The sequence below is a fragment of the Mycolicibacterium llatzerense genome (assembly GCF_025331195.1).
GTDB classification, from domain to species: Bacteria; Actinomycetota; Actinomycetes; order Mycobacteriales; family Mycobacteriaceae; genus Mycobacterium; species Mycobacterium llatzerense.
The window spans coordinates 64,499-84,421 of the sequence record NZ_LXOV01000015.1 but is presented as its reverse complement, the minus strand read 5'-3'; the positions used below and the strand labels follow the sequence as shown (position 1 = coordinate 84,421).

Genomic DNA, 19,923 nt, shown 5'->3' with positions numbered 1-19,923 from the left:
AAGCTGGGATCACTTCGTCAGGAGGGAATTTGGTGTGCAACTGCCTCGCGCATGTCGGCTACCGGCTTCGGGGTAGCGCCGGCCGATAGTTCTTTGGCTTCTTCCCCGGTCAGGCGGGCGTCTCCGTAGATCGGAATGACGGAGTAGATGTTCTCGTTGCCGCGATACATCGCAGAGAGCGCGTAGGTTGTGCCCGCTTCGAGTGGCGTGTCACCTTTCACGATGTAGGTCGTGTTCTTGACGGGGTCGTGGCCGCCTTCCTGCTCGACCACGACCTCACTTGCCGGTGAGCCCTTCAGTGCCAGCTGGACTTTCACCTTGAACCGGGTGTTCGTATGCCCGTATCGGACAAAAGTGCCGGCCTGCTCGGATACCGTGCCGATAAAGACCGCGTCGGCGAGTCCGGCGAGCCGCCGCAAATCCTTGAGGTCAGACGCATAGTGAGGAACACCCTCGCGGATTGTCGGAGAATCCGCGGGGGCCGTCGAAGATGGTGACGGTTGAGACGTCGGACCGGGTGTGGATTTCGGGTCCGCTTCGGCGGATTCACTGCTGCACGACACAAGGGCAAAGACACATAACCCACTGGCCAGTAGGCAACGCGCAGTACTCCATCCAGGGGCTGACGACGAAGTCGTCATGGGTGCTCTGCCGGCATGAAGGAGCAGATTTTCCATCCGGAATCAACTTTCTGTAATTCAATGTCGTATCCGCGTGTCAATTCAGCTGCCTGCGGCAGGCTGCTGGTGTATCTCACCGTGACCGGCACACTTGCGTGGCCTCCATCTACGCGAGGTGTGGCAACGTTCGTCAAAGTGGTTCGGAGAACCATCAACCCGGCAGCGCTCCGACCATTCAGCAGAGCTGTGTCAGAAGTGGATAGGTCTGCGAGCATTCTCCCGCACGCCAACTTCCGAGCAGCGACGAAATCGGATTTGTTGATCACAGCGCTGAAATTCTCAACTGCTCGCGTTATCGCTTCAGTCGGTGCTGGTTGCGCCGAGCAGCAGGTCATAAGCAGGCCTGTCATCAATATCGCGGCCAGCTCGGCATCTCGGCGCACTTTTACTGACGGTGTCTGGTTGCGCGTTATGGCCCTACCTCCATCGTTCGCAGCAGGCCGGTCATTAGTGCATGAAATGACGCATCGGATCGATGTCGATACCTCTCCGGAGAAACCGATGGATTACAGCCGCTGAACATCCGTGACGGCAATATCAGGAAAGACGTCGATAGTTACACGCCCATCGGTGCCCAACTCGCCCTTGAAATCGACGGCTAGGTACGACCTCCCGTCCTTTGACCAGACTGTGAGTCTGTCCGCGCGATCTCTTGAGAGAGAAAGAAGACTTCTCTCTCCTTCGCGCCATTCAACGCAAACAAAGCCGGTCTGATCGTACGAGACACGCAGGGTCTCTATTCCCGTGGACAGCTCGACAGTTCTCTCCCAGTAATCAAGATCCCACGAAATAACAGGGGTTACACCGAGATTGTCCAGGATCTCGGCATCATCGGGATATTCGAACGACACTACCGCGCACCTCCCATCGTTTACATGCCATAGGGTATAACACTTGTTAATCTCAGGCCGTCGCTTGTGACTTCCCAGAAGGATTCCAGTTTCAGCACACCCGCCGGGCCGATCAACAAGGAGTCTTTCGTCAAAGTGGTGACGCCGTTCCTGACCTCCTCTCTTACGACGTTTTCTGTCGCCTTGGCGGCAGCTTCGAGGCTTTGTTGTACCAATGTTCTACCCTGCGCATTGTCGAATACACCCACCGCATTGAGTTTTCTCAGCATCGATATCGATCTGGCCGTGTTCGTCGGAGAAGATGTAACTTTGCCAAATATGTAGTCGAGCTTCCCGGGTGCGATAATAGAGTTTAGAACTTCGACCGCAGACTTTGCGTCGCGGACGGCTGACGCAATGCGTTTAACAAACTTTAGAAGGGCACCAACCCCGACTGTCGCGGCAATTTCGACGATGTTCGCAGTGACGCGCTCCATCGCTTCCTTGTATTGCCCGGATTGCCACTTATCGAGACCGATCAGCTGGTTCAATGCCCCGAGTCCCAGGTTCTTCCATGCGTCGCCCAGACCTATGCTGCCCTCAGGTCCGAGCCCGAACAACGGGCCGAGTGCCTGGCGTAAGGCCGATTGCGATTCGCCATTGCCGGTGCTCGCTTTCGTCAGTTCCGCGATCAGATTGCCGATATCGGTTAAGTCGCCCCAGATGTCTTTTCCGACTCCGCTGAAGAAGTCGCCGGTGGAGCGGGCGACTCCGGAGCCGATGCAACTGCCGTCAGCATTGGTTCCGAAAGGGCACCAGAATTCTTGTAGGGCTTCTCGTAACTTCTGTGCGGCGCATTGTTGCGTCGCGCCGTGGTTGCTGATTTGTTGCAGGAGTTGAATATCGAGGGCTTGCGGTCCACTGGGTAGCGCTCCCGAGGGCGCCATGAGCTGGCCGGGAACGCTGTCGTCGAGGCCTAGCGCGTGGCCGAGCTCGTGGCCGAGAACTGATTGGATGCCGCCAGGCCCGGCCGCCCCCATGCGGGCCAGGTTGATGATGATCTCGCTGGGTGAGGAGTCGTCGCCGCTGGTGTACGCACCGCCCCAAGGTGTGAGTGGGTCGTCGATCGTTGAGATATTCAGCGTCACGCCCGGCATACCCGAGTCATCCCCGGACTGGACACTGTTTGAGCGCCGATCGTCGGAATCGCTGTCCTGCTCGGACTTCGTCCTGTTGGAGTTACCGCTTGCAGGGACGAGCTGGATACCCCCGAGGTCGTTCCACTGCTGAGCTGCGGCTGAGACTTGATCGGCGATCTGCGTAGGCGCGGTGTAGGTAGCCTTGCCGTCAACGACCGACGACAACCCCGAAATACCTTGGCAGTCGCGATCTTTTTGCTGCTGGGCCTCCCGATTAGGGCTTGAGGTCTGCGTCGGTGACGACTGCTGGCTCTGTGACGGCTGCTGGCTGGGTGTCGCGCTGTGGCTCGGCTGCTGCGTCGGTGTCGCTTGTTGGCTCTCGTGCGGTTGTTGTTGACCCTGCTGCTGCGGCTGTGCCGAAGGTTGCTGGGAAATGGGGTGGTCGTAGTCCGGCGGTTGGGTTCCGTTGACCGGCTGCTCCGATTGTGGGTAGTTGCCGGCCTGGCTGCCACCGCCCTGGTTTTGCGGGGCATTGGAGTTGTAGATGGAGATGCCGTTGCCTTGGTCAGGCGCAGGGTATGCGCCGCTGTTGTAAGGCCCTGGGGCGCTGGGCATATCTGGCGGCTGCAAGGGGAAAGGCGGCCCACCGGAGCCTCCGCCAGGCCCGCCGGTGGGTCCGGTAGGCGCGGGTTGGGCGGTGGCCCCGGGCAGCGCAGTCAGCGGTGATCCGTGCTGATCGTGTGCGGTGACTACGGCGGCCAGTAGCACAGCAAGGATCGCGACGACCGCGAGTGCGCGTCGGTAGCGGTTAACGCTCCGCCTCGATCGCGGCTTCATCGGTGTCATGGCCGGATTCCCATCTAGCTCAGTAACTCTGCGGACGGATCCCTGCGATCTGGGCATCGGATCATTCGGGTCCACCAGCCATGTTGGCTTTGGCCCAGGCGACTTCGTCTGAAGCGGTGCGGATGCACGCGTCGTAGTCGTCGCCGGTCTGGCCGAAGACGGTGACGCACTGGATCGACATGTGAGCCAACAGGCGGTCGTTGCAGGAGTCGACGCTGGTGCGCGCGGGAGTGCTTGCGAGGCAGAGCTGTTGGGTTTGGCAGGCGGCTACGAAGTTCGCCGACCGCCCGTCGCTGCTGCCGTAAGTGTCGGGTCCGCCCTGGCAGTGACCAGAGTGGCGCTGAGCATAGGTGACGGGGTCAATGCCGTCGGGGCGGTGGGCGCCGGACGGGTCGGTCACATACCCGGCGGGGTTCGGCGGGACGACCGCGCCAGCAGGTGTTCCGGCGGGCATGCCGGCCCAGTTCGGGGCCGGTGCCCCGGTAGTCGCCGCGTCGGAGGCCCGGTAGGACAGGGTGATGGTGACGGGGAACGCGAAAATGCTCGTCGGGCCGAGGTCGACGGTGAGGTTGGATTGACCGGGTGGGAAACCGGGTCCCAGCGTGGGCGTGACGCCGACGAGCGCTTGGTTGGCGTCGGCGGCGGCCGGGATGCTGAAGGTGCCGATCACTCGGGCCGGATTGCCCGGTGCGGCATCGGTTTCCACCAACACTACGTTGTTGCCTTGCCGCAGATGTGTCGCTGCGGGCATCTTCACACCGAACGGGATCGTCGATGCGGAGAACACTGTTTTGCGGGTCACGGTGATGTCGACGCCGCCGCCGGAGTATGGGATCACCTGGTAGTCAACGTCATTGGAGCCGTAGATGGCGCCGCCGCCAGGTAGCCAGGCCGCCGGGCCCAGCGTCACTTCGCCGGGTAGGTGGATGGCGAGCTGGCGGTTCGGGTGTGCGGTAGGTGCAAAGATGCCGTCTTTGGCCCACATGGGCACTGTGGTCGCGCCGCGTTCGACTTGAGCTGTCAGCGGTCGTTCCATGCCGGCAGTTTCCCCTTGTGGAGTGGTAGAGGAAACACGCGCGCCGCCAATGGGATTCACTCGTGTGGGGTCCTCGGGCATGGGCCGCGGCGCCGGCACCGGGATCGGGGGCGGTGCCGGCGCCGCGGAGTCGGCAGCGGCGATCCGCAGCGGACCGCCGAGTGCGGCGAGCATCAATGCCGTCGCGATCAAGCTCGCCATCGAACGGCCGATCGATGCCTTCGGGTAATTCATTGGACTCACAGGTCTTTCGGTTCGCCGTAGAGGGTTTGGGTGTCGTTGCCGTTGTCGGTGCGAACCCGAATGGTGGTGTAGGACTGGATTTTCACCTGGCCGCCGCAGCCGTCGGCTTCGATGTTCTGCTCGCGCAGGTTCGACACCGCATGCATGGTGCGCAGGCTGATCCGGTCCATCGGAACTTGCGCAAGCCCACCAGGTTTGAGCAGGACACGGATGTAGCCACCGAGGTGTTCCTGCACACCGAGGGTGGCTCCGGCCGAGCCGCCGGCGAAGCCGCCTCCACCACCGCCCCCGCCCCCGGCACCGCCTTGGCCCTGCCCGTAGCCGCCGCCGTAGACCTGGCCGTTGATCTGCTGATAAGGGGTGATGCCGATATCGGCGCCGACCTCGACACCGGGGGAGGAGTCGGTGCGGCACCCCACGAAATACCCGGATTCGAGTTGGGCGTCCTGAATCACCGCGCCCCCGGTTCCGGTGATGCGCGCCTCCGAGCGCAGCGTCACTCGCGCTTGCCAGGAATTGGATGCCCCGGCCAGGTTGTCGATGTGATTGATCACCTCGTTGGTGGTGTTCACGTCCACCACCCAGCCGTCATCGGTGACGAACTGCGTCCACCGATCCGGCATCGGCTGCGGATCAGCGACCGACACCGCCACCGGAGATGCCCACGCAGCGACAGATACAGCGAACACCAATGCCGCTGCGCCGAGACGCAGCGATGACCACCCAAAACCGACCATGTATGAATCCCCCTGTGAAGACCGGCTCCAAGCCCCCCGGCTCGCTTGGTCTTTCACTCAATACCGCGAACAATCGCATAAGCTGATTGGCGCGTCAACGCGTACGCTTGCCGGCTAACTGCAGCAAACCAGATAGGCAACCTACGGAAGTGGGCGGTATGCCGATTCCAGCAAAATGGGGGATGACGATGAGCAGGCACTGTGGCTAGCAATGGGATCAGCCCGGGAGGGCCTGTGGTGAATGCCGCGTTGGCTCGCGCCAGCATCTTCCACGGTGTCAGTCCGGACCTTCTGGACGCGGCGGTCAGTCAACTTGATTGGGTATCATTTCCGGAGAGACACAACGTGTTTCGCGAAGGCGACGCCGGCGACCGGCTCTACATCATCACCGCCGGCAGAGTCAAAGTCGCCTGTGCAAGCAAGCACTCCGACACCCTGATCGCCGTCCTGGGACCCTCTGATGTTTTCGGTGAAATCGCCCTCCTGGACCCAGGTCCGCGCACATCCACCGTCACCACAATCACCGCCGTGCGCACCGCGACAATGACCCGTACAGCACTGCGGTCCTGGATGAGCCAGGACCCCCAGGCTGCCGAGCAGATGCTTCGCGTGCTGGCACGGCGGCTGCGCCGCACCACCAACAAGCTGTGCGACCAGACATTTAACGACGTCCCTGGGCGTCTCGCCACCCTGCTACTGGACCTGGCCAACCGCTTCGGCGAATCCGACAATGGGACACTGCGGATCGACCATCAGCTCAACCAGCACGAGCTTGCCCAGCTCGCCGGATCAACCCGCGAATCGGCCAACAAGGCTCTCGCGTCGTTCGTCGATCGGGGCTGGATTCGTATGCAGAGCAAGACGATTAGCATTGTCGATCCAGCGGCGCTGGCCAAGCGCGCGCGATGATTGCCCGCGGATGATCATCAGGCGAGCACTCAGCGCTGGCTGCTGCGGCAGGGTCCGCGAATTGCCGGAGACGGCCACGTTGCTACCTGTGGTGCGCGTCAGTTCCGTCCATCGTGTGGCGTTGCTCGCCTAGCCGCCCTGCCCGCGATAACCGCTGTATACAACGCAATGCCGATGAATGCGACGAGGCAACCGATGCCAAGGAGTATCACCGGCCCCGGCGGCCATGAACGCACGATCACAGCCAGCAGCAGGCCGCACGCGATCACCGCGTTCGCCCCGTGCAGCGGTGCGAGGCGCCACGCAGCCCGGTGGCCGGCGACCCACGCTTGATCGCTGCGCATCGTCGACGGAGTACGGATGCCCGTCAACTGATTGCGGGCCAGGCGCCCAGTGGCTGCTCGGCAGCTGGCGACGACCAGGACCACTGTGACGACACTTTCGGTGACGATGAAGACCGTAGCGATCGACGCTGCAGCGAGACGTTCAGGTTCGATTATGTCCTCTCGCATTCCAGGGGCACATCCCCTGTGAACGAAAGTCGGTTCGGGAAGGCTTTCGGGTCGACCGAATATCTGAGATTGGACGAGATAGCGGCACGACCGTGTACTGCTTCGCCGACGAGTTGGCCGTCATGGCTTCGGCGGCGGCGTTTGTTGCTAGTCATCGAATTCGTGGCCTGCTGCGGTGGCGGTGGTGATGAGCGCGCCGACCACGTCGGAGTCGGTCACCGCGGGACGCATCAAGGCCGCAAGTGTCAGCAGTTGGTCTCGATCGCCAAAGGCGGCGAATGTTCCTGCCTCAGAGTCAAATTCGAACTCGCCGGAAAGATCCGGGCGGTAGCTGCTGATCAGGTATTCGGCCACTCCCGTCCAAAAGTAGCCGTTCGCCAGATGACCGTGAGCCTCCACGGCCGCGTCCACAGCCAGATCGCCGGTGCTCAGCAGCAACTGCACCGATGCGGGATTCTCCTCGTCAAGGAAGAACGGGTCCACCAGTGACACCTCTCATTTCGTCTTGTCTCCGATGATCCGGGCGGTCAGTTCACGAGGAACGCTGTTCTGCAAGGTGTAGTCGGGCGCCCGCCCCGAAACCGAATGCCACCCGACGGTGATCTGGCGCACAGTAGACGGTGGTGCTGTCGCACCACCGCGAGCCTCCCTTCGAGGCAGCTTGGGGGACAACGAATTCCACATCGACTAGCTGAGAACTCAACCGGCGCTATGAACAGGCTCGGTGAGTTTGTGCGTTCATTGTTGCCACCACGGGTTCAGGACAATCGATTCGCCGGGGTTCCATCCGCAGAGCATGGTGTTACGGCCGGCGGGGGTGACCAGTGGCAGGTACGCGGTGTAAGCGAATCCGCCGACGGTAAGGGTGACCAGGTCGATATCGGCGGCTGCCGACTGCCAGTGCGGTATCCATAGCTCGTCGAACTGCTGAAACTCATGGCTGCGGAAGACGCGGTGCTTGGCGGGGTAGCGGTCTACCAGGGCGGTCCAGTCCTCGGGACTGGCGATCGTGAACCGCCGATCGCCGCGGTACTGGGATGGAAGATGTTGTACTGCAACAGGTTTGTTGTCTGAGTGCTCGTCGGCGCAATAATGCCGCACAATCTGCATGTCGCCGCCGAACGCCTGGGAGACAGTCGGGTAGCCGGCTGGTTCCATCCACCATCCGCCTGTGAGCCGAGTGGGGCGTTCAGGCTGAATGACGAGATGCTCGTGCAGGATCGGTTGGAACCACCAGCGCGCACCCGGATGGTTCAACAGCGCCGCCACCGTCTCGGGGTCGGGGTCCTGGGTCCAGCCCATCACCTCAGTCCAGTGGCGGTCTGCGAACGCCACCATGCCGGCCTGGGACTGCAACCTTTCCAGTCCTTCGACGCCGTCCATCCCGATGATCTCCACATCCAGACAGTGGCCGTTGTTAGCGATCGCTCTCTGTACGTGGTCAACGAACGATCTCCATACGGGGCCGATGCGCTGGTGTTGCTGGGGTGTCATGCCCACATTCCTTTCACGATGGCGTCGGCGCTCGCGTCGACCACAGATGGTGCGGCGGCTCTTGCTGGCTCTTCACGGCAGCTGACTGGCTCTGCAGCAGTGCTCTTGTCGCGGTGGAGGTTTTGCCACCTTGCGCCGCAAAGCGTGGTGCCGCGGCGATCTCGGCGCCACGCAGGTTCAGATGTTCGCGATTGGTGCTTCCTAGTCGGGTTGAGTCCATGCGGTAGTGATCGTCATCATCAGCATTGCTACTGACCGGTTCTGAGGCCATTACGTGCCTAACTCGCGGTGTGTGTGTTGGCGGGACAGTCGACCGAGTCGAGGAGCCGGTCGCGCACGGCGGGCGCCAGCGTCATGAGCGCTGTGGTTAGTTCGCGCACGCTCTGGTCGTGGACGAGGTCCAGCCAGTCCAGATCAGCGTCGACGACGCGGGCGTAGCTGCTGTCGGTGTCGAAGTATTCGACACCGACACCGAAGAATTCGGCGAGCATCTCCACGGTCCGTGCGGACGGACAGCTGCGTACTCCGGTGCGCAGTTGCGACAGATACGGCGCAGACAGCTGGTATCCACGGCCGGCCAGCGCCTCCGTAACCTCGACGTTTCGATAGGGGCCGCGCCCGGGCGAGTACACAACGGCGAACAATCGATTCAATCGTTCGGTGAACGCGTCGACATCCACCGACACCCTGGCGCGTTTCCTGTCGGCCATGCAATCCCCCTGAATGTGATTGTGGTACAAAGACTTACAGCCCGTCCTACTCGGCGGGAGGGACTGGTATGTGTGGCGTACAAGCGCCTGGTGATGACCGCCCGGGGGTGCGGCATCTGGGTTGACTGCTGAACCAATTGAAGCCGCAGACGGCAAACCCAACGTGTGCACGTTAGCTCAAAACCGATCCAAGGTGTTGACAGCTACTCATCGATATGAGTTGACGAGTCGGTTGGTTCGTGGAATTCTCCTGAATATCAGTTGGAGAGTCAATCGGGCCGGGGGGCTTTGGTCAGGCTTTTGCAAGGGGGAAGCAGTGTTTCGTGGTATGCCGCGCGTAGTGCGGTCTCTCGTATCAATGCCGGCGCTGTTCGCGGCGACGATTGTGGCTACTTTCAGAACGTCAGACGTGGTCGTTGCTGGCCGGTGAACTCAGCCCCGTGAGGGTTACGTCGCTGACGATCCATGGGCGGACGGGCAGTAGCGTCGTCGCCGCGGTGAAACCTGGCGACAAACACCGCACCTCCAATATCGCTGAGGGGCAATGAGTCCCGAGCCAACCCGCAAGCGCTGGCACATTGCACGTGTCGCCCACGTCACCGGGGACGTCGCCTGGTGGGTGTTCGTGGTCGCTCGACTGATGGCGGAGATGAACACATCCGGCCTCCCACGTCGCTACGCAGACTACGAGCCACCGGCGGTGTTCGGAATCGGCCTGGGGCATGTCGACGCAGGCTGGACCTCCTACGCGCCGCTGACGGACCACCCAGCGCCGGGACTCAGTGACCGCTTCCTCAGCGCAGACATCATGTCGGCGTGGGTGATTGGCGCTCTAGTGCTGGTGGTGATCGCCGCGGTCGTCGAAGCCGGTGCGGTCGGCAGCTGGCCCGCCGGCGCCGCCACCATCGTAGCCCCGATCATCGGAGCGACAGTCGTTCTCACCGCACTCTACGAGCGCACCGGTTCCTTCACCGGTGGCGTACAGCTGAGCCTGGTCGCCGTGTTCGCGTTGGTGCTCATCGGCATCGCAATCCGCCAGGTATGGAGCCAGGCGTTGGCACCGCGCCCCATACATGGAAGCTGACAACCCTCACAGGACCGAAAGGCCGACAACCGATGTGGATGCGAACAACGCACATGACAGAGCGAACACGGTGGCTGATCGGATCGGGCCTGATGTTTGCCTGGACCTTCGGCATCTCGGCGTGGACGCTGACCCGGTACGGGTACGGCATCCACGATTGGCTGTGGTGGCTCGTGTGTGCGGTCGTTGGTGCCGCCGTCAGCCTGACAGTCGGGTGGATCAGCGTCTTCACCACGCGGCAGATTGTCGCCGCCCAGCGTGATGCCGTTGCCGGACTTGACCAGGAGCAACTCGATGAGCTGGCCCGCGCCTGGAAACGCGGCCCGGTCCCTGACGATCCCGCTGTTCTTGTTGCGGTGCTGCGCCGCCGCGATCTGTTAGAGCACTACCGCCGCCGCACTCTGCGTATGCGCTTCGTTGTCGCAGCCCTCCTGGGCGTTCGGGCTTTTGCGGCGGTATTGGTGAACTTCACGCGCCACAACTATGGGGCGACTGCGCTCATTCTGGCGCTCTGGGTGGTGTGCCTGCTCGCCGTGTTTTGGTCCGAGATTCGTGAAAAGCTGCGACGACCCAGGCTGATGCAACTACGCGCAGCAGCCGATCACGACCCGCAGGTATCCGCGGCGATCGCCGATCCCGTCACCCCGATGCCGCGACCCAACTGGCGCTGGTGGACGGTCGCATTCGCCGTGATCGTTGCACTGGCGTACGGCGGCCTGTTGGGTACCGCCACCTACTTCTCCCCGAAAGAGCGGGGCTGCCGAGTTGCACGGTCAGTCGTGCATGACATATACGCCAACCGCGAGTGGTTTTGGACCACCAACATCGGCCCGACCGGGCGATCACTGGACGACTATCAACACCTAGCCCAACAGTTGCGCGATAATGCCACCGCCGCAGAGGGATTCCCCGACATCGCCCCCCACGCACGCCGCATTGCCGAACTTGCCGACCGGGCCGCCACCATCGTCGCCACGGCCCGGCAACAAACCGACGACGCCAGCAGGGATGCACTGCGGAACAACCAAACTGATTATGCTCAGGCTCTCGATGCGGTTGCCAATGAGGAAAAGCCGCTCGCGCAGACGTGCTGGCCGTGACTCGTCATCGACTCCTGCCGGCGGGGACGGCGAATCCCACTGATGAGTGCACTCTGCCGATGCCTCGCGTACGGGCAGTCAGAACTGCATCGAGTTGTGGGCTAGATCACCGTTCGGTTTTGCGGCTGGTTCCCGACTACACCTTGGACAAGCTCGTCGTCGTTGCCGGGTGCACGGCGTCGGTTTGTTGGAAAAGGGGATGTGGGCATGGGTGATTTCTCGTCGGCGCAGGTGACGCCTGCGCCGCGGGCGTTGGGACCATCCAGGAGCGGGTGTCGATGACCGAAATATCGCGCGACCGCTCCGCCGGGCCGGCCGATCACCAGGATTGGGCGCCCTACTCCGACTTGGCACAAGCGGCGCAGGCGTACCTGCGTGATTCGGCGATCGCGTTGGAGGCGTTGTGCCGCGTGATGGATCCGATGGCGATCAAGGCGTTCGTCATGGAACGCACTCTCGAAGAGAAGGATTCGCGCGAGTCGTTGTACCAGGAGGTCGCTGTGACCGATGGCCGGACATTGCTGCTGTGGATGGGTGACGATGAACTCACCGACGACGATGATCCTGAGCCTGGCGCACCATTGCTGACATCCACCCTGCGCTCGATTCCATTGTCCGCGTTGACCGACCGCAATCTCAAGGTTGCATATCGCGTCGACGGCAGCGGAGGACGGTCATTGCACAGTGTTGAACTGCGGTTGGTGACCACGACGGCCGACTACACCCTCGCCAAGACCCCGTCGAGAACCGAGGCGTTCAGCGAGGAACTGCTGTTCACGAAGTCTGTCACCGACGGCGGACGAGCACAGATGGAACGGCTGATTCAATTCGGAAGGGCGCTGGCCGCACATGACTGATTGGACATCGCACAGGCATCTTCAGCAGGCGGTAATGCTCGGCATCCGCAATCCCGAAGTGGCGCTGAACAATTTGCGCGCTTTCGTCAACTTCGACACTGTCTACTCGTTCGTACTTACGCAGCGTCCGGCGTGGCAAGAAGTTGCGGTCACCGACGGTCAGCGTTTGATCTTGTGGCACGGCTCTGACTCTGAATGCGCCGGCCACGATAATCGATTGCCGCACCCAATGTTCCAGTCCTCGGTACGGACCGTTCTACTCTCGCGGTTCAGTGATCAGGCGTTGCACACCGACTACGACGTGCTGGACGACGGTTCTCGCCAGCTGGTTTCGGTGCGCCTGCGGCTGTACACGTCGATCGTCAGCAGCACCACCCGAACTACTCCCGAGGACAGTCAGCACTACGTCGAGTGCTACCTCTTCGACAAGAACTCAGACGATGGCCAGGCCGAGATGGAACGACTTCTCGAATTTGGGGCCGCGCTATCGATTTCGGCCAGTGTGTGACTGGCCTTCAGGCAGGAAAGGGACCGCTGCCGCGATGACCAACCTGAATGCGCAATATGTTTCGTGACATGCAGCGGGTCCTGCGTTGCCTCGCATCAATACCAATGCTGTTCTGGACGACGATCACGACTGCCACTCGCAAACCGGGAGAAACGGCAGCTGACCGGGGAATTTCGCAGGATCCCGGACTGTACTTCGCCGACGACCCGTGGGTGGACTGACCGGCATCAACCGTCGCCGGGCTTTGGGGCGCGCTAGTGGTCGAACCCCACTGCGGATCGAGTCCGCCCGGGAATGCAACTGCCATATGTTGGCTACGGAAAGAGGAGACTTGGCTGTGCGAACAGCAACGAACAAGCTGCTGTGCGACACCACGATCGCACCCGACGGCGGCTTCATCGTCATTGAAGATGCTGGGGCGAAGGAGATTTCGGGTGCCCGCGCCTTCGTAACCACCGACATCGACTGCGAGGCCGCGACGGTGCAGCGCGCACTGTGGGTGCAGACCATGAGTGCCCACGAGTGCGACGTCGTGGGCAGGGGGATTCGGGTTCGGGTCCTTTCCGGCTCGGACACCGGTGGACTCGGCGTCCGAACGTTTGATGGCCAACTGAACATCGCCAGCGGACTATTGGCCATCGGCGATCGCCGCAACCCCGACCGTCAATTGCTGGTTGGCCCAACGGGTGTGGTTGGCATCAGTGTGTTCGTGGGCAACGACGTCGACGCCATCTGTTTCGACGACCCTGGCGTCACCTATCCGACGTCAGGTCCCAGCGAAATGACACTGCTGCTTCGCGGAGATGCCTGGCACACCTACACGCTGCGTAACACAGTTGCTCGGTGGGGACGACTCTCGCGGTAACGATGGTCTGAGTCTGATCCACCCCTTGGGCCTCGTGCAGTGTGCTATTCAAAGTCATGCTGCCGAAAATTTATGTCGCCACGGCCCTGGCGTTGTTGGTGGCCGTCCCGCAGGCGCACGCCGATCGTGCGGAACCGGTGCCGCTTTACGGGGGCTATGACACCTTTCTCGACCATTCTCGTCAGACTTTCAATGGGCGTCCGGACAGCTCTGACCCGTCGACCCAGGCGGCCATGTTCCGGACGGTATGTGACGCCGGAGGCTGCGTCGCACACTGGCTGAGAGTGACTGAGCTGAAAGAGAATCCGAATGCCCCGGCACTGTTCGACTACCGGTGGACGGGTGACCGTTGGGAATCTTCGGGCGACTACCCGTTCCACTGCGGCCCGAATGGCGCTGCGGTGACGGCCTTCCGGTCGGACTTCCTCAAGCCCAACGGCGACGGCAGTTTCACCGGCGAGCGGACGTTCACCGTGGCAGCGCCAGGCTGCCCTGGTGACGGTGCTGGTACCTACTGGCTGCCGTTCACCTTGACGCCCACGTAACCGGTCGGGGTGGGCGGCGTGGGTTCAGCCTTGTCACTGCGCTGCCGTCGACCCACTATCAGCGCGGCCACGCCGGCAAGGGTCAGCACCGTGAGGGCCGTGATGTCGAAGGCCGGCCTGCCGCCGAGATCCCGGTCGATCACGTGCGACACGACGTGGAGCGCTTCGAACGCCACGAAGCCGCCCAATGCCACCTCCACCGGCGATCGACGGGCGGCGGCCAGCAACATCGACACTCCGACGCCGATCTGCAGGACGCCGGCGTCATGGAGGAAGTGGCGGTTGTAGGGCTCGAACGGTGCGAGCACCTCGAAGAATGACATCGGCGCGACGAACGCCCAGATGCCCAGGACCAGCGTTATCAGGCCAAGAGTCGCGCAGGTAACCAACACGATCCGCAACGGTGTTTGCGTCGTCATTCTCCGAGGGTAGCCACGCAATGGCCCAGGGTCAGGCGCCACTTCTTTGCCGGAATTGGGTACCACTTACGACGGGCGGCGGACGGCAGCGGCGATCGCCCGGACGCCGGTGTCGATCTGCGATTCCGTGAGGTTGGCATAGCCGAGGATCAAGCCCGGCGGGGCAGCGCCGGGTTCGGTGTAGCACCACGACAGTGGATCGATGCGCACGCGCCGGTTCGCCGCTCGCCGCACGACGTCGTCGATCTCGCAGTCGGCGGGCAGACTCACAGTGAGGTGAACGCCGGCGGCGGCGCCGAGCACCGTGGCTTCGGGGAGGTGCCGGCCGAGTGCCCGCAGCAAGGAGTTGCGCCGGGCCAGGTACCTGCGGCGCATGAGCCGCAGATGCCGGTCGTAGTCGCCGGACTGCAGCAAGGTGGCGAAGGCCAGCTGATCCATGACTGAGCTACCGGTGTCGGCGAGGCCTTTCGCCGACACCACGGGACCGACGAGGTCCGCGGGCAGCACCATCCAGCCGAGCCGCAGCCCCGGAGCCAACGTCTTGCTGACTGAGCCGAGGTAGATGACGCGGTCGGGGGCCAGGGCGTGCAGTGCGCCGACGGGCGCGCGGTCATAGCGATACTCGGCGTCGTAGTCGTCCTCGATGACGAGGTTGCCCGCACGCGCCCATTCGAGGAGCGCGGTGCGGCGGGCGGGTGACAGGACGACCCCGGTCGGAGATTGGTGCGCGGGGGTGGTGAGCACAGTGGATGCCGCGGTGCCGGCGAGTGCCTCCACGTCGAGTCCGTCGTCGTCGACCGGGACAGGGGTCGGCTCGATGCCGTGGTGGCGAAAAACCATGCGGTGCAACCAGAACCCCGGATCTTCCATCGCGATGGCGCGGTGCCGGAGCACGTGGGCGAGCAATGCGATGGCCTGCGTCGCGCCGGAACACAAGACGACGCGCTCTGGATCGGCCAGCACACCCCGCGTGCGCCGCAGGTACTCCGATACCGCCGCGCGGGCATCCGGTAGACCCTTGGGGGAGACGTAGCCGAACGACTCGGACTCGATGGAGGACAGCCCCTGGCGCAGTGCGCGCAGCCAACTGTGCCGTGGAAAGCTCGCAAGATCGGGCACGCCCGGTGCGAAATCGATGTCGAATGTCCGACGGTCCGGGTGGGATGGCTGAGACCGCCCGGTGGTCGTGTCGACGGCGGCAACCGTTGTGCCAGAACCTTGTTGGCTCTGCAGGAAGCCTTCCGCGACGAGTTGGCTGTACGCGTCGACCACGAGCCGCCGCGACACCTGGAGGTCCGCGGCGAGCACACGGCTGGACGGCAATCGGGTTTGCGGCGCGAGCCGGCCGGTCCGGATCGCGTCACGCAGGCCGTCGGTCAGCTGACGATGCAGCGCGGCGGCACCACTGGTCCGGTCCAGTTCGATGAGAAGCTCTGGACCTGAAGTGGTACCCGATTCGCTCGAAATATTGGTTCCTAACCTGCGACCAGTGCGGACCTAGCATGAAGCTATACCGCAGCCACCGGCCCGTGGTAAGGGAATCGAGGAGAACGCATCGTGAGGATCCTGAAGCGCATCTGGGTTCACCTGGTCGTCTTGTCCAAGTCCCGCGAAAATCGTTGGGACCTACCGGGTTGGCTGATCCGGCGCCCGCTCATCGCGGCGGCGAACGGGCTGTTCGAAATGGCGCTGCTGTTCAGTGGCAGGGCGCCCACCGCGCTCAAGGTGCTCGCGGGCACGAAAGCGGCGATGCTGACTCACTGCGAGTTCTGCATCGACATCTCCGACACCCTCGGCCGCCATGAGGGGTTCTCGGAAGAGAAGTTGATCGCCTTGGTGAACTATCGCGACAGCGACGAGTTCACGCACCTGGAGAAGTTGTGCATTCAGTTCGCCGAAGAGATGTCCCGCGCACCGGCGATCATCTCGGACGGGCTCCGTGAGGAACTGCTCACGCATCTGACCAAGGGGCAGTTGATGGAGATCGCGGCCGAAATCGCCTGGGAGAACCAGCGTGGACGGCTGAACCAGGGCCTCGGTATCAGGCCGATGGACACGGCCGGCGGCACGGTCTGCCTCATCCCTGAGCCGGGAAACCGAAGCGGCGCAAATGATTCCGTTGCCTGACGCATGGGCCCCACCAGTGCAGATGACTACGCGCTGGCCCAGGTGATCTCGCGTCGCGACAGCCGAGCGCGGCTTGGGGCCGGGCCCGTCTTTCCGTCCGACGCAGGGCCGGCTACGCCCAAGGCCGTCATCGACGTCACCTCCCACTCGGCCGGGACATCGAACTCCCGGGCGACACCTTCACGATCGAATGCACGAAACTGATGTGCGCCGAGTCCCATGACCAGCCCCTGAATCGTCATGTGAGCGACGGCCTGTCCGAGGTCGTATCGCGCGAACTCCGAGAACTCCCAGTCCGTGTCTTCAACGAGGATGTGAGCCAGATTCACCACCAGCAGCGAGGCATCCAGAGCCCACCGAGCTGAACTGGGTGCCAGGTGGCTCGCGATCCGCGCGTGGATCGGATCGTCACGCCGACCCACGATGAACATCCACGGCTGCGAGTTCCCCGCTGAAGGCGTCATCCGGGCAGCGTCGAGCAGCACGTCGACCTGGGCGTTACTCAACGCCGCATTCCGATCGAACGACACTGGACTGAACCGCTCCGCCAATAGGGGGTGGACTCCATTTGCCGCGGCATTCTCACACTCGGTCACGTCAGCATCATGTGCTGAAAACTCCTCTTTCACAACCGATGTGGTGCAGCGCCGCGTTTGCTTCCGGAATGTCAGTGACGGATGGGCGCTGAGTTTTCAGCGTGATGCTTGAAGTTCAGCAGCTGCCGCCGCGCCATCACGAGATCGCCGACACTGAGCAACGGAGCGGCGAGCCGCATTGATTGCGGCGCCGCGACTTTCAACACCAGTCGAGTTCGGCGGTCGTCGATCGGGGTGAGCTGATACGACATGTGCGTGCCCATGATCTGCGCAGTCAACTGCGCCTGGTGCTCCACCGCGAGCACCCTGCCCAGGGGCTGTCCCGCGGTGGCGGTGAACGGATCGCCGGGCGTGGGATCGGGCAGATTGCGCAACTCGCGTGGTGATTTCCGGCCCAGGTTGTCGATCCAGTCGTACGAGTACGGCGCCAGGCGAACCTGAACAAGCCACGGCCACAATTGATCTGGTGTCGTGTTCACCGTTACTCCGCGCCATGCCTCGAGCGATGGGCTGGCGACATAGCTGTCACAGCCGTAGGTCGCCCGGGTCTCGGCGTCGGTGACGCCCCACCGGTCACCGATCATCGGGTCGCCACCTTGTTCATTAGGTAGGGCGCGGCCGTGCGATGGATGGGGCCGATGGCTCGCCAGACCGCGGCGGCCGCCCGGCGGCGCTTGTAGTGGAGCGCGGTGATGAGTTGGCCCGTCGAGGCATCCGTTCGCCGAAGAATCAGGGTCCCGCTCATCAGTGGTGAGTCGGCCTGCAGGTGGACCACATCAGGTGTCGAATCCACGATGCGCCAGCCGAGGATGTGGTCGGGTGAGTCCGCCGGTCCGAGCTGGAACAGCAGGAACTCCTTGTGTGCGAATCGAATTCCCTCGCGAAGGAGAGTCCCGGACCGCTCGAGCGCTTCACGTGCCAGCACCTCGGGCGTACGGGTGTCGGATTCGGCGACGGTGACTTCGAAGGCGTCGAGATAGTCGGCACGCTTGACTTGGCCAGGCAAGGAGTCGCGGTCCAGATTCACCTGGCGAGCATGTCCAACTGCCGTCGTTGTCGCCACACTTCGAGACTAGGTACTCATTGGTCGCTTGTCAGGGGCCAGTTTGATGGCGGAACCGGGTACCACTCGGCTGGTGCTGTATTCCGATGGCGCGCTCAGCGAGCGCTGGGTCCGAGGGCGCTGGGTCGACGCGCGCTGGGTCGATGAGACGGCGGCAAGCGTCACTCATCGTGCGGTGCGCAGGTGCGGTCGAGCCAATTCCAGGCCCTTCCAGCCGTGGTCGCGGCTCTCCGCAACTGGCGACCTTGTCAGAATCTTGGAGCAGTGAGACCCTTGCCTATCGAACATATGTTCGATAAAATCGAATCATGAGTACCTCGACGGAACTCGACACCATCGTCGGTGGTGTCTGCGCTTTGCGTATCCCTGACGACGTCAATGGCGACGACGCTCTTGATGTGATGCGGGCGCTGGTGGTGCTGCGAAACGTCGTTGAGCATCTGGCGGCGATGGTTGCTACTGCCTTGGGGCGGCTTGGTGTTGCGTCGTCGCAGGGGCGGACGCCGCGGGAGCTGTTGATCAGTCTTGGTTGTGCGCCGGGCGTGGCGGAGCGGCTGGTCCGGGTTGGTGCGGCGTTGCCGTCGCTGCCGACCTTGGTGGCGCATGCTGCTGATGGGGCGATTTCGGGTGAGCATGTCGATGCGATCGTGAAGGGCATCAATCACATTCGGGCACGGTCGCCAGGTCCTGTTGATGAGGCGGCCCGGTTTGAACAGGTCACCGATCTGCTCGGTCAGTTCTTCTCGGGGGCGACTCCGGCGGCGATCGGTGACCGGGCGCGCCGGCTGGGGAATCGGGTGGCCGCCGCTGAGGGTGGCTTGCCCGCGGCGGAGGACCGCTCGATCAACACTGTGGACCATCGGGTGACCAGTGATGGCCGGTTGCAGATCCGCGCGGATCTGGATGCTGAAGTCGGTGCCAAATATGTGGCGGCGATGGAGGAGTTGTCGCCGCCGCGACCGGAACCGGACGGCAGCCCCGATGTGCGGTCGGCGGGGCGGCGGCGTGCTGATGCGTTGGAGGCGGTGCTGGATATCGCCGCTCGTGGTGGTGACGCCGCCAGCGCGCCGCGCACGCAATTACTGCTGACGGTGCCCGCGGACACCCCGGACTTGGCCGAGTTGGAGTTCATGGGACCGATCACCGCCTTGACCCTGGACCGGCTGACCTGCGACACCACGGTCACCACGGTGCTGGTGGACGGCGAGCAGGTGCCGCTGGACATGGGGCGCGAGAAACGCCTATTCCCGGCCCATCTACGCAAGGCCCTGTATCTGCGTGATCAGTGCTGCATCAAATGCGGCGCACCACCGGGACGCACTCACGCTCACCACATCGTGCACTGGAGCCACCACGGCGAAACGAGCCTGAGCAACGGGTGTCTCCTGTGCCCGGCCTGCCACGCCAACATCCACCACGACGGCTGGGACGTGGTCATGGGCATGGACAAGCATCCGTGGCTCATCCCACCCGCCTGCGTCGACCGACACCGGCGACCCATCCCCGCCTACAACCGCCGCACCATGCGACTGGACCACGCGGCCGCGTAACGAGGCCTGGAACCTATTGCGCACCTTGATAACTCAATAGTGATGCCCCACCGCCGCATCTGGTCAAGTGGAA

At 63.1% G+C, this 19,923-nt stretch carries 25 protein-coding genes; 10 read left to right on the top strand and 15 right to left on the bottom strand.

Annotation, left to right across the window (positions count from 1 at the left end; genetic code table 11):
* Positions 1-17: 17 nt before the first annotated feature.
* From A7G45_RS23570 to A7G45_RS23550, 5 genes are all read right to left on the bottom strand, one after another.
* Entirely contained in the window at positions 18-419 is a 402-nt protein-coding gene (locus tag A7G45_RS23570) for a hypothetical protein (RefSeq protein ID WP_052506349.1), read from the bottom strand.
* Between the two features lie 218 nt (positions 420-637).
* The gene (locus tag A7G45_RS32850; protein WP_456094111.1) at positions 638-1,015 is read right to left on the bottom strand and encodes an Rv0361 family membrane protein; all 378 of its coding nucleotides are present in this window, start codon (positions 1,013-1,015) and stop codon (positions 638-640) included.
* A 171-nt stretch (positions 1,016-1,186) separates the two neighbouring features.
* Positions 1,187-1,531 (bottom strand): hypothetical protein, encoded by a 345-nt coding sequence (locus tag A7G45_RS23560; RefSeq protein ID WP_131630705.1) that lies wholly within the window; start codon positions 1,529-1,531, stop codon positions 1,187-1,189.
* A 20-nt stretch (positions 1,532-1,551) separates the two neighbouring features.
* Positions 1,552-3,264, bottom strand: a complete 1,713-nt coding sequence (locus A7G45_RS23555; protein ID WP_260940609.1) for a hypothetical protein — start codon at positions 3,262-3,264, stop codon at positions 1,552-1,554.
* Between the two features lie 292 nt (positions 3,265-3,556).
* Positions 3,557-4,531 (bottom strand): hypothetical protein, encoded by a 975-nt coding sequence (locus A7G45_RS23550; RefSeq protein ID WP_260940607.1) that lies wholly within the window; start codon positions 4,529-4,531, stop codon positions 3,557-3,559.
* Between the two features lie 49 nt (positions 4,532-4,580).
* Here A7G45_RS23550 and A7G45_RS23545 point away from each other — a divergent pair, with 49 nt between their 5' ends.
* The gene (locus tag A7G45_RS23545; protein WP_131630707.1) at positions 4,581-4,760 is read left to right on the top strand and encodes a hypothetical protein; all 180 of its coding nucleotides are present in this window, start codon (positions 4,581-4,583) and stop codon (positions 4,758-4,760) included.
* A 10-nt stretch (positions 4,761-4,770) separates the two neighbouring features.
* On the opposite strand, the gene A7G45_RS23540 is transcribed toward A7G45_RS23545, so the two are convergent.
* Positions 4,771-5,511: an MspA family porin gene (locus A7G45_RS23540; RefSeq protein ID WP_377042154.1), complete on the bottom strand. Its 741-nt coding sequence runs from the start codon at positions 5,509-5,511 to the stop codon at positions 4,771-4,773.
* Between the two features lie 237 nt (positions 5,512-5,748).
* Here A7G45_RS23540 and A7G45_RS23535 point away from each other — a divergent pair, with 237 nt between their 5' ends.
* On the top strand, positions 5,749-6,420 hold the full coding sequence (locus tag A7G45_RS23535) for a Crp/Fnr family transcriptional regulator (RefSeq protein WP_043985355.1): 672 nt from the start codon (positions 5,749-5,751) through the stop codon (positions 6,418-6,420).
* A 98-nt stretch (positions 6,421-6,518) separates the two neighbouring features.
* Here A7G45_RS23535 and A7G45_RS23530 read toward each other — a convergent pair whose 3' ends face one another.
* From A7G45_RS23530 to A7G45_RS23515, 4 genes are all read right to left on the bottom strand, one after another.
* Positions 6,519-6,932: an SdpI family protein gene (locus A7G45_RS23530; RefSeq protein ID WP_260940603.1), complete on the bottom strand. Its 414-nt coding sequence runs from the start codon at positions 6,930-6,932 to the stop codon at positions 6,519-6,521.
* A 147-nt stretch (positions 6,933-7,079) separates the two neighbouring features.
* Positions 7,080-7,415 (bottom strand): Imm51 family immunity protein, encoded by a 336-nt coding sequence (locus A7G45_RS23525; RefSeq protein ID WP_157850363.1) that lies wholly within the window; start codon positions 7,413-7,415, stop codon positions 7,080-7,082.
* A gap of 255 nt (positions 7,416-7,670) precedes the next feature.
* Positions 7,671-8,330 carry a hypothetical protein gene (locus A7G45_RS23520; protein ID WP_043985321.1) on the bottom strand — a complete coding sequence of 220 codons (660 nt, stop codon included), beginning with the start codon at positions 8,328-8,330 and terminating at the stop codon, positions 7,671-7,673.
* A 374-nt stretch (positions 8,331-8,704) separates the two neighbouring features.
* Positions 8,705-9,136, bottom strand: a complete 432-nt coding sequence (locus tag A7G45_RS23515) for an XRE family transcriptional regulator (RefSeq protein WP_197063853.1) — start codon at positions 9,134-9,136, stop codon at positions 8,705-8,707.
* A 544-nt stretch (positions 9,137-9,680) separates the two neighbouring features.
* Between A7G45_RS23515 and A7G45_RS23510 the strand changes: the two genes are divergently transcribed.
* The 6 genes from A7G45_RS23510 (at position 9,681) to A7G45_RS23485 (ending at position 14,095) form a co-directional block, all read left to right on the top strand.
* A complete protein-coding gene (locus A7G45_RS23510) occupies positions 9,681-10,220 on the top strand; it encodes a hypothetical protein (protein WP_260940600.1) in 540 nt (179 codons plus the stop codon).
* Between the two features lie 92 nt (positions 10,221-10,312).
* A complete protein-coding gene (locus tag A7G45_RS23505) occupies positions 10,313-11,320 on the top strand; it encodes a hypothetical protein (protein ID WP_260940599.1) in 1,008 nt (335 codons plus the stop codon).
* A 278-nt stretch (positions 11,321-11,598) separates the two neighbouring features.
* On the top strand, positions 11,599-12,177 hold the full coding sequence (locus tag A7G45_RS23500; RefSeq protein WP_260940598.1) for a hypothetical protein: 579 nt from the start codon (positions 11,599-11,601) through the stop codon (positions 12,175-12,177).
* Between the two features lie 34 nt (positions 12,178-12,211).
* The gene (locus tag A7G45_RS23495) at positions 12,212-12,685 is read left to right on the top strand and encodes a hypothetical protein (RefSeq protein WP_260940597.1); all 474 of its coding nucleotides are present in this window, start codon (positions 12,212-12,214) and stop codon (positions 12,683-12,685) included.
* A gap of 337 nt (positions 12,686-13,022) precedes the next feature.
* Positions 13,023-13,550, top strand: coding sequence for a hypothetical protein (locus tag A7G45_RS23490; protein WP_260940596.1), 528 nt, complete (start codon positions 13,023-13,025; stop codon positions 13,548-13,550).
* A 56-nt stretch (positions 13,551-13,606) separates the two neighbouring features.
* Entirely contained in the window at positions 13,607-14,095 is a 489-nt protein-coding gene (locus tag A7G45_RS23485) for an MBOE_33420 family protein (protein WP_260940595.1), read from the top strand.
* On the opposite strand, the gene A7G45_RS23480 is transcribed toward A7G45_RS23485, so the two are convergent.
* Entirely contained in the window at positions 14,062-14,514 is a 453-nt protein-coding gene (locus A7G45_RS23480) for a hypothetical protein (RefSeq protein WP_260940594.1), read from the bottom strand. The genes A7G45_RS23485 and A7G45_RS23480 overlap by 34 nt on opposite strands.
* Positions 14,515-14,580: 66 nt before the next feature.
* Positions 14,581-15,870 carry a MocR-like pyridoxine biosynthesis transcription factor PdxR gene (gene pdxR, locus A7G45_RS23475; RefSeq protein WP_456094110.1) on the bottom strand — a complete coding sequence of 430 codons (1,290 nt, stop codon included), beginning with the start codon at positions 15,868-15,870 and terminating at the stop codon, positions 14,581-14,583.
* A 201-nt stretch (positions 15,871-16,071) separates the two neighbouring features.
* Between pdxR and A7G45_RS23465 the strand changes: the two genes are divergently transcribed.
* A complete protein-coding gene (locus A7G45_RS23465) occupies positions 16,072-16,641 on the top strand; it encodes a carboxymuconolactone decarboxylase family protein (protein ID WP_260940592.1) in 570 nt (189 codons plus the stop codon).
* Positions 16,642-16,667: 26 nt separating this feature from the next.
* Here A7G45_RS23465 and A7G45_RS23460 read toward each other — a convergent pair whose 3' ends face one another.
* The 3 genes from A7G45_RS23460 to A7G45_RS23450 all read right to left on the bottom strand — a co-directional run bounded on the left by A7G45_RS23460 (position 16,668) and on the right by A7G45_RS23450 (position 18,264).
* Positions 16,668-17,237 carry a nitroreductase family protein gene (locus tag A7G45_RS23460; RefSeq protein WP_260940590.1) on the bottom strand — a complete coding sequence of 190 codons (570 nt, stop codon included), beginning with the start codon at positions 17,235-17,237 and terminating at the stop codon, positions 16,668-16,670.
* 71 nt (positions 17,238-17,308) lie between these two features.
* Positions 17,309-17,821: a polyketide cyclase gene (locus A7G45_RS23455; protein WP_260940588.1), complete on the bottom strand. Its 513-nt coding sequence runs from the start codon at positions 17,819-17,821 to the stop codon at positions 17,309-17,311.
* Complete coding sequence (locus A7G45_RS23450) at positions 17,818-18,264, bottom strand: hypothetical protein (protein ID WP_260940586.1); 447 nt, start codon at positions 18,262-18,264, stop codon at positions 17,818-17,820. The genes A7G45_RS23455 and A7G45_RS23450 overlap by 4 nt, the downstream gene beginning before the upstream one ends.
* Positions 18,265-18,608: 344 nt before the next feature.
* On the opposite strand from A7G45_RS23450, the gene A7G45_RS23445 reads away from it, so the two are divergent.
* The gene (locus A7G45_RS23445; protein WP_260940584.1) at positions 18,609-19,850 is read left to right on the top strand and encodes an HNH endonuclease; all 1,242 of its coding nucleotides are present in this window, start codon (positions 18,609-18,611) and stop codon (positions 19,848-19,850) included.
* Positions 19,851-19,923: the final 73 nt, after the last annotated feature.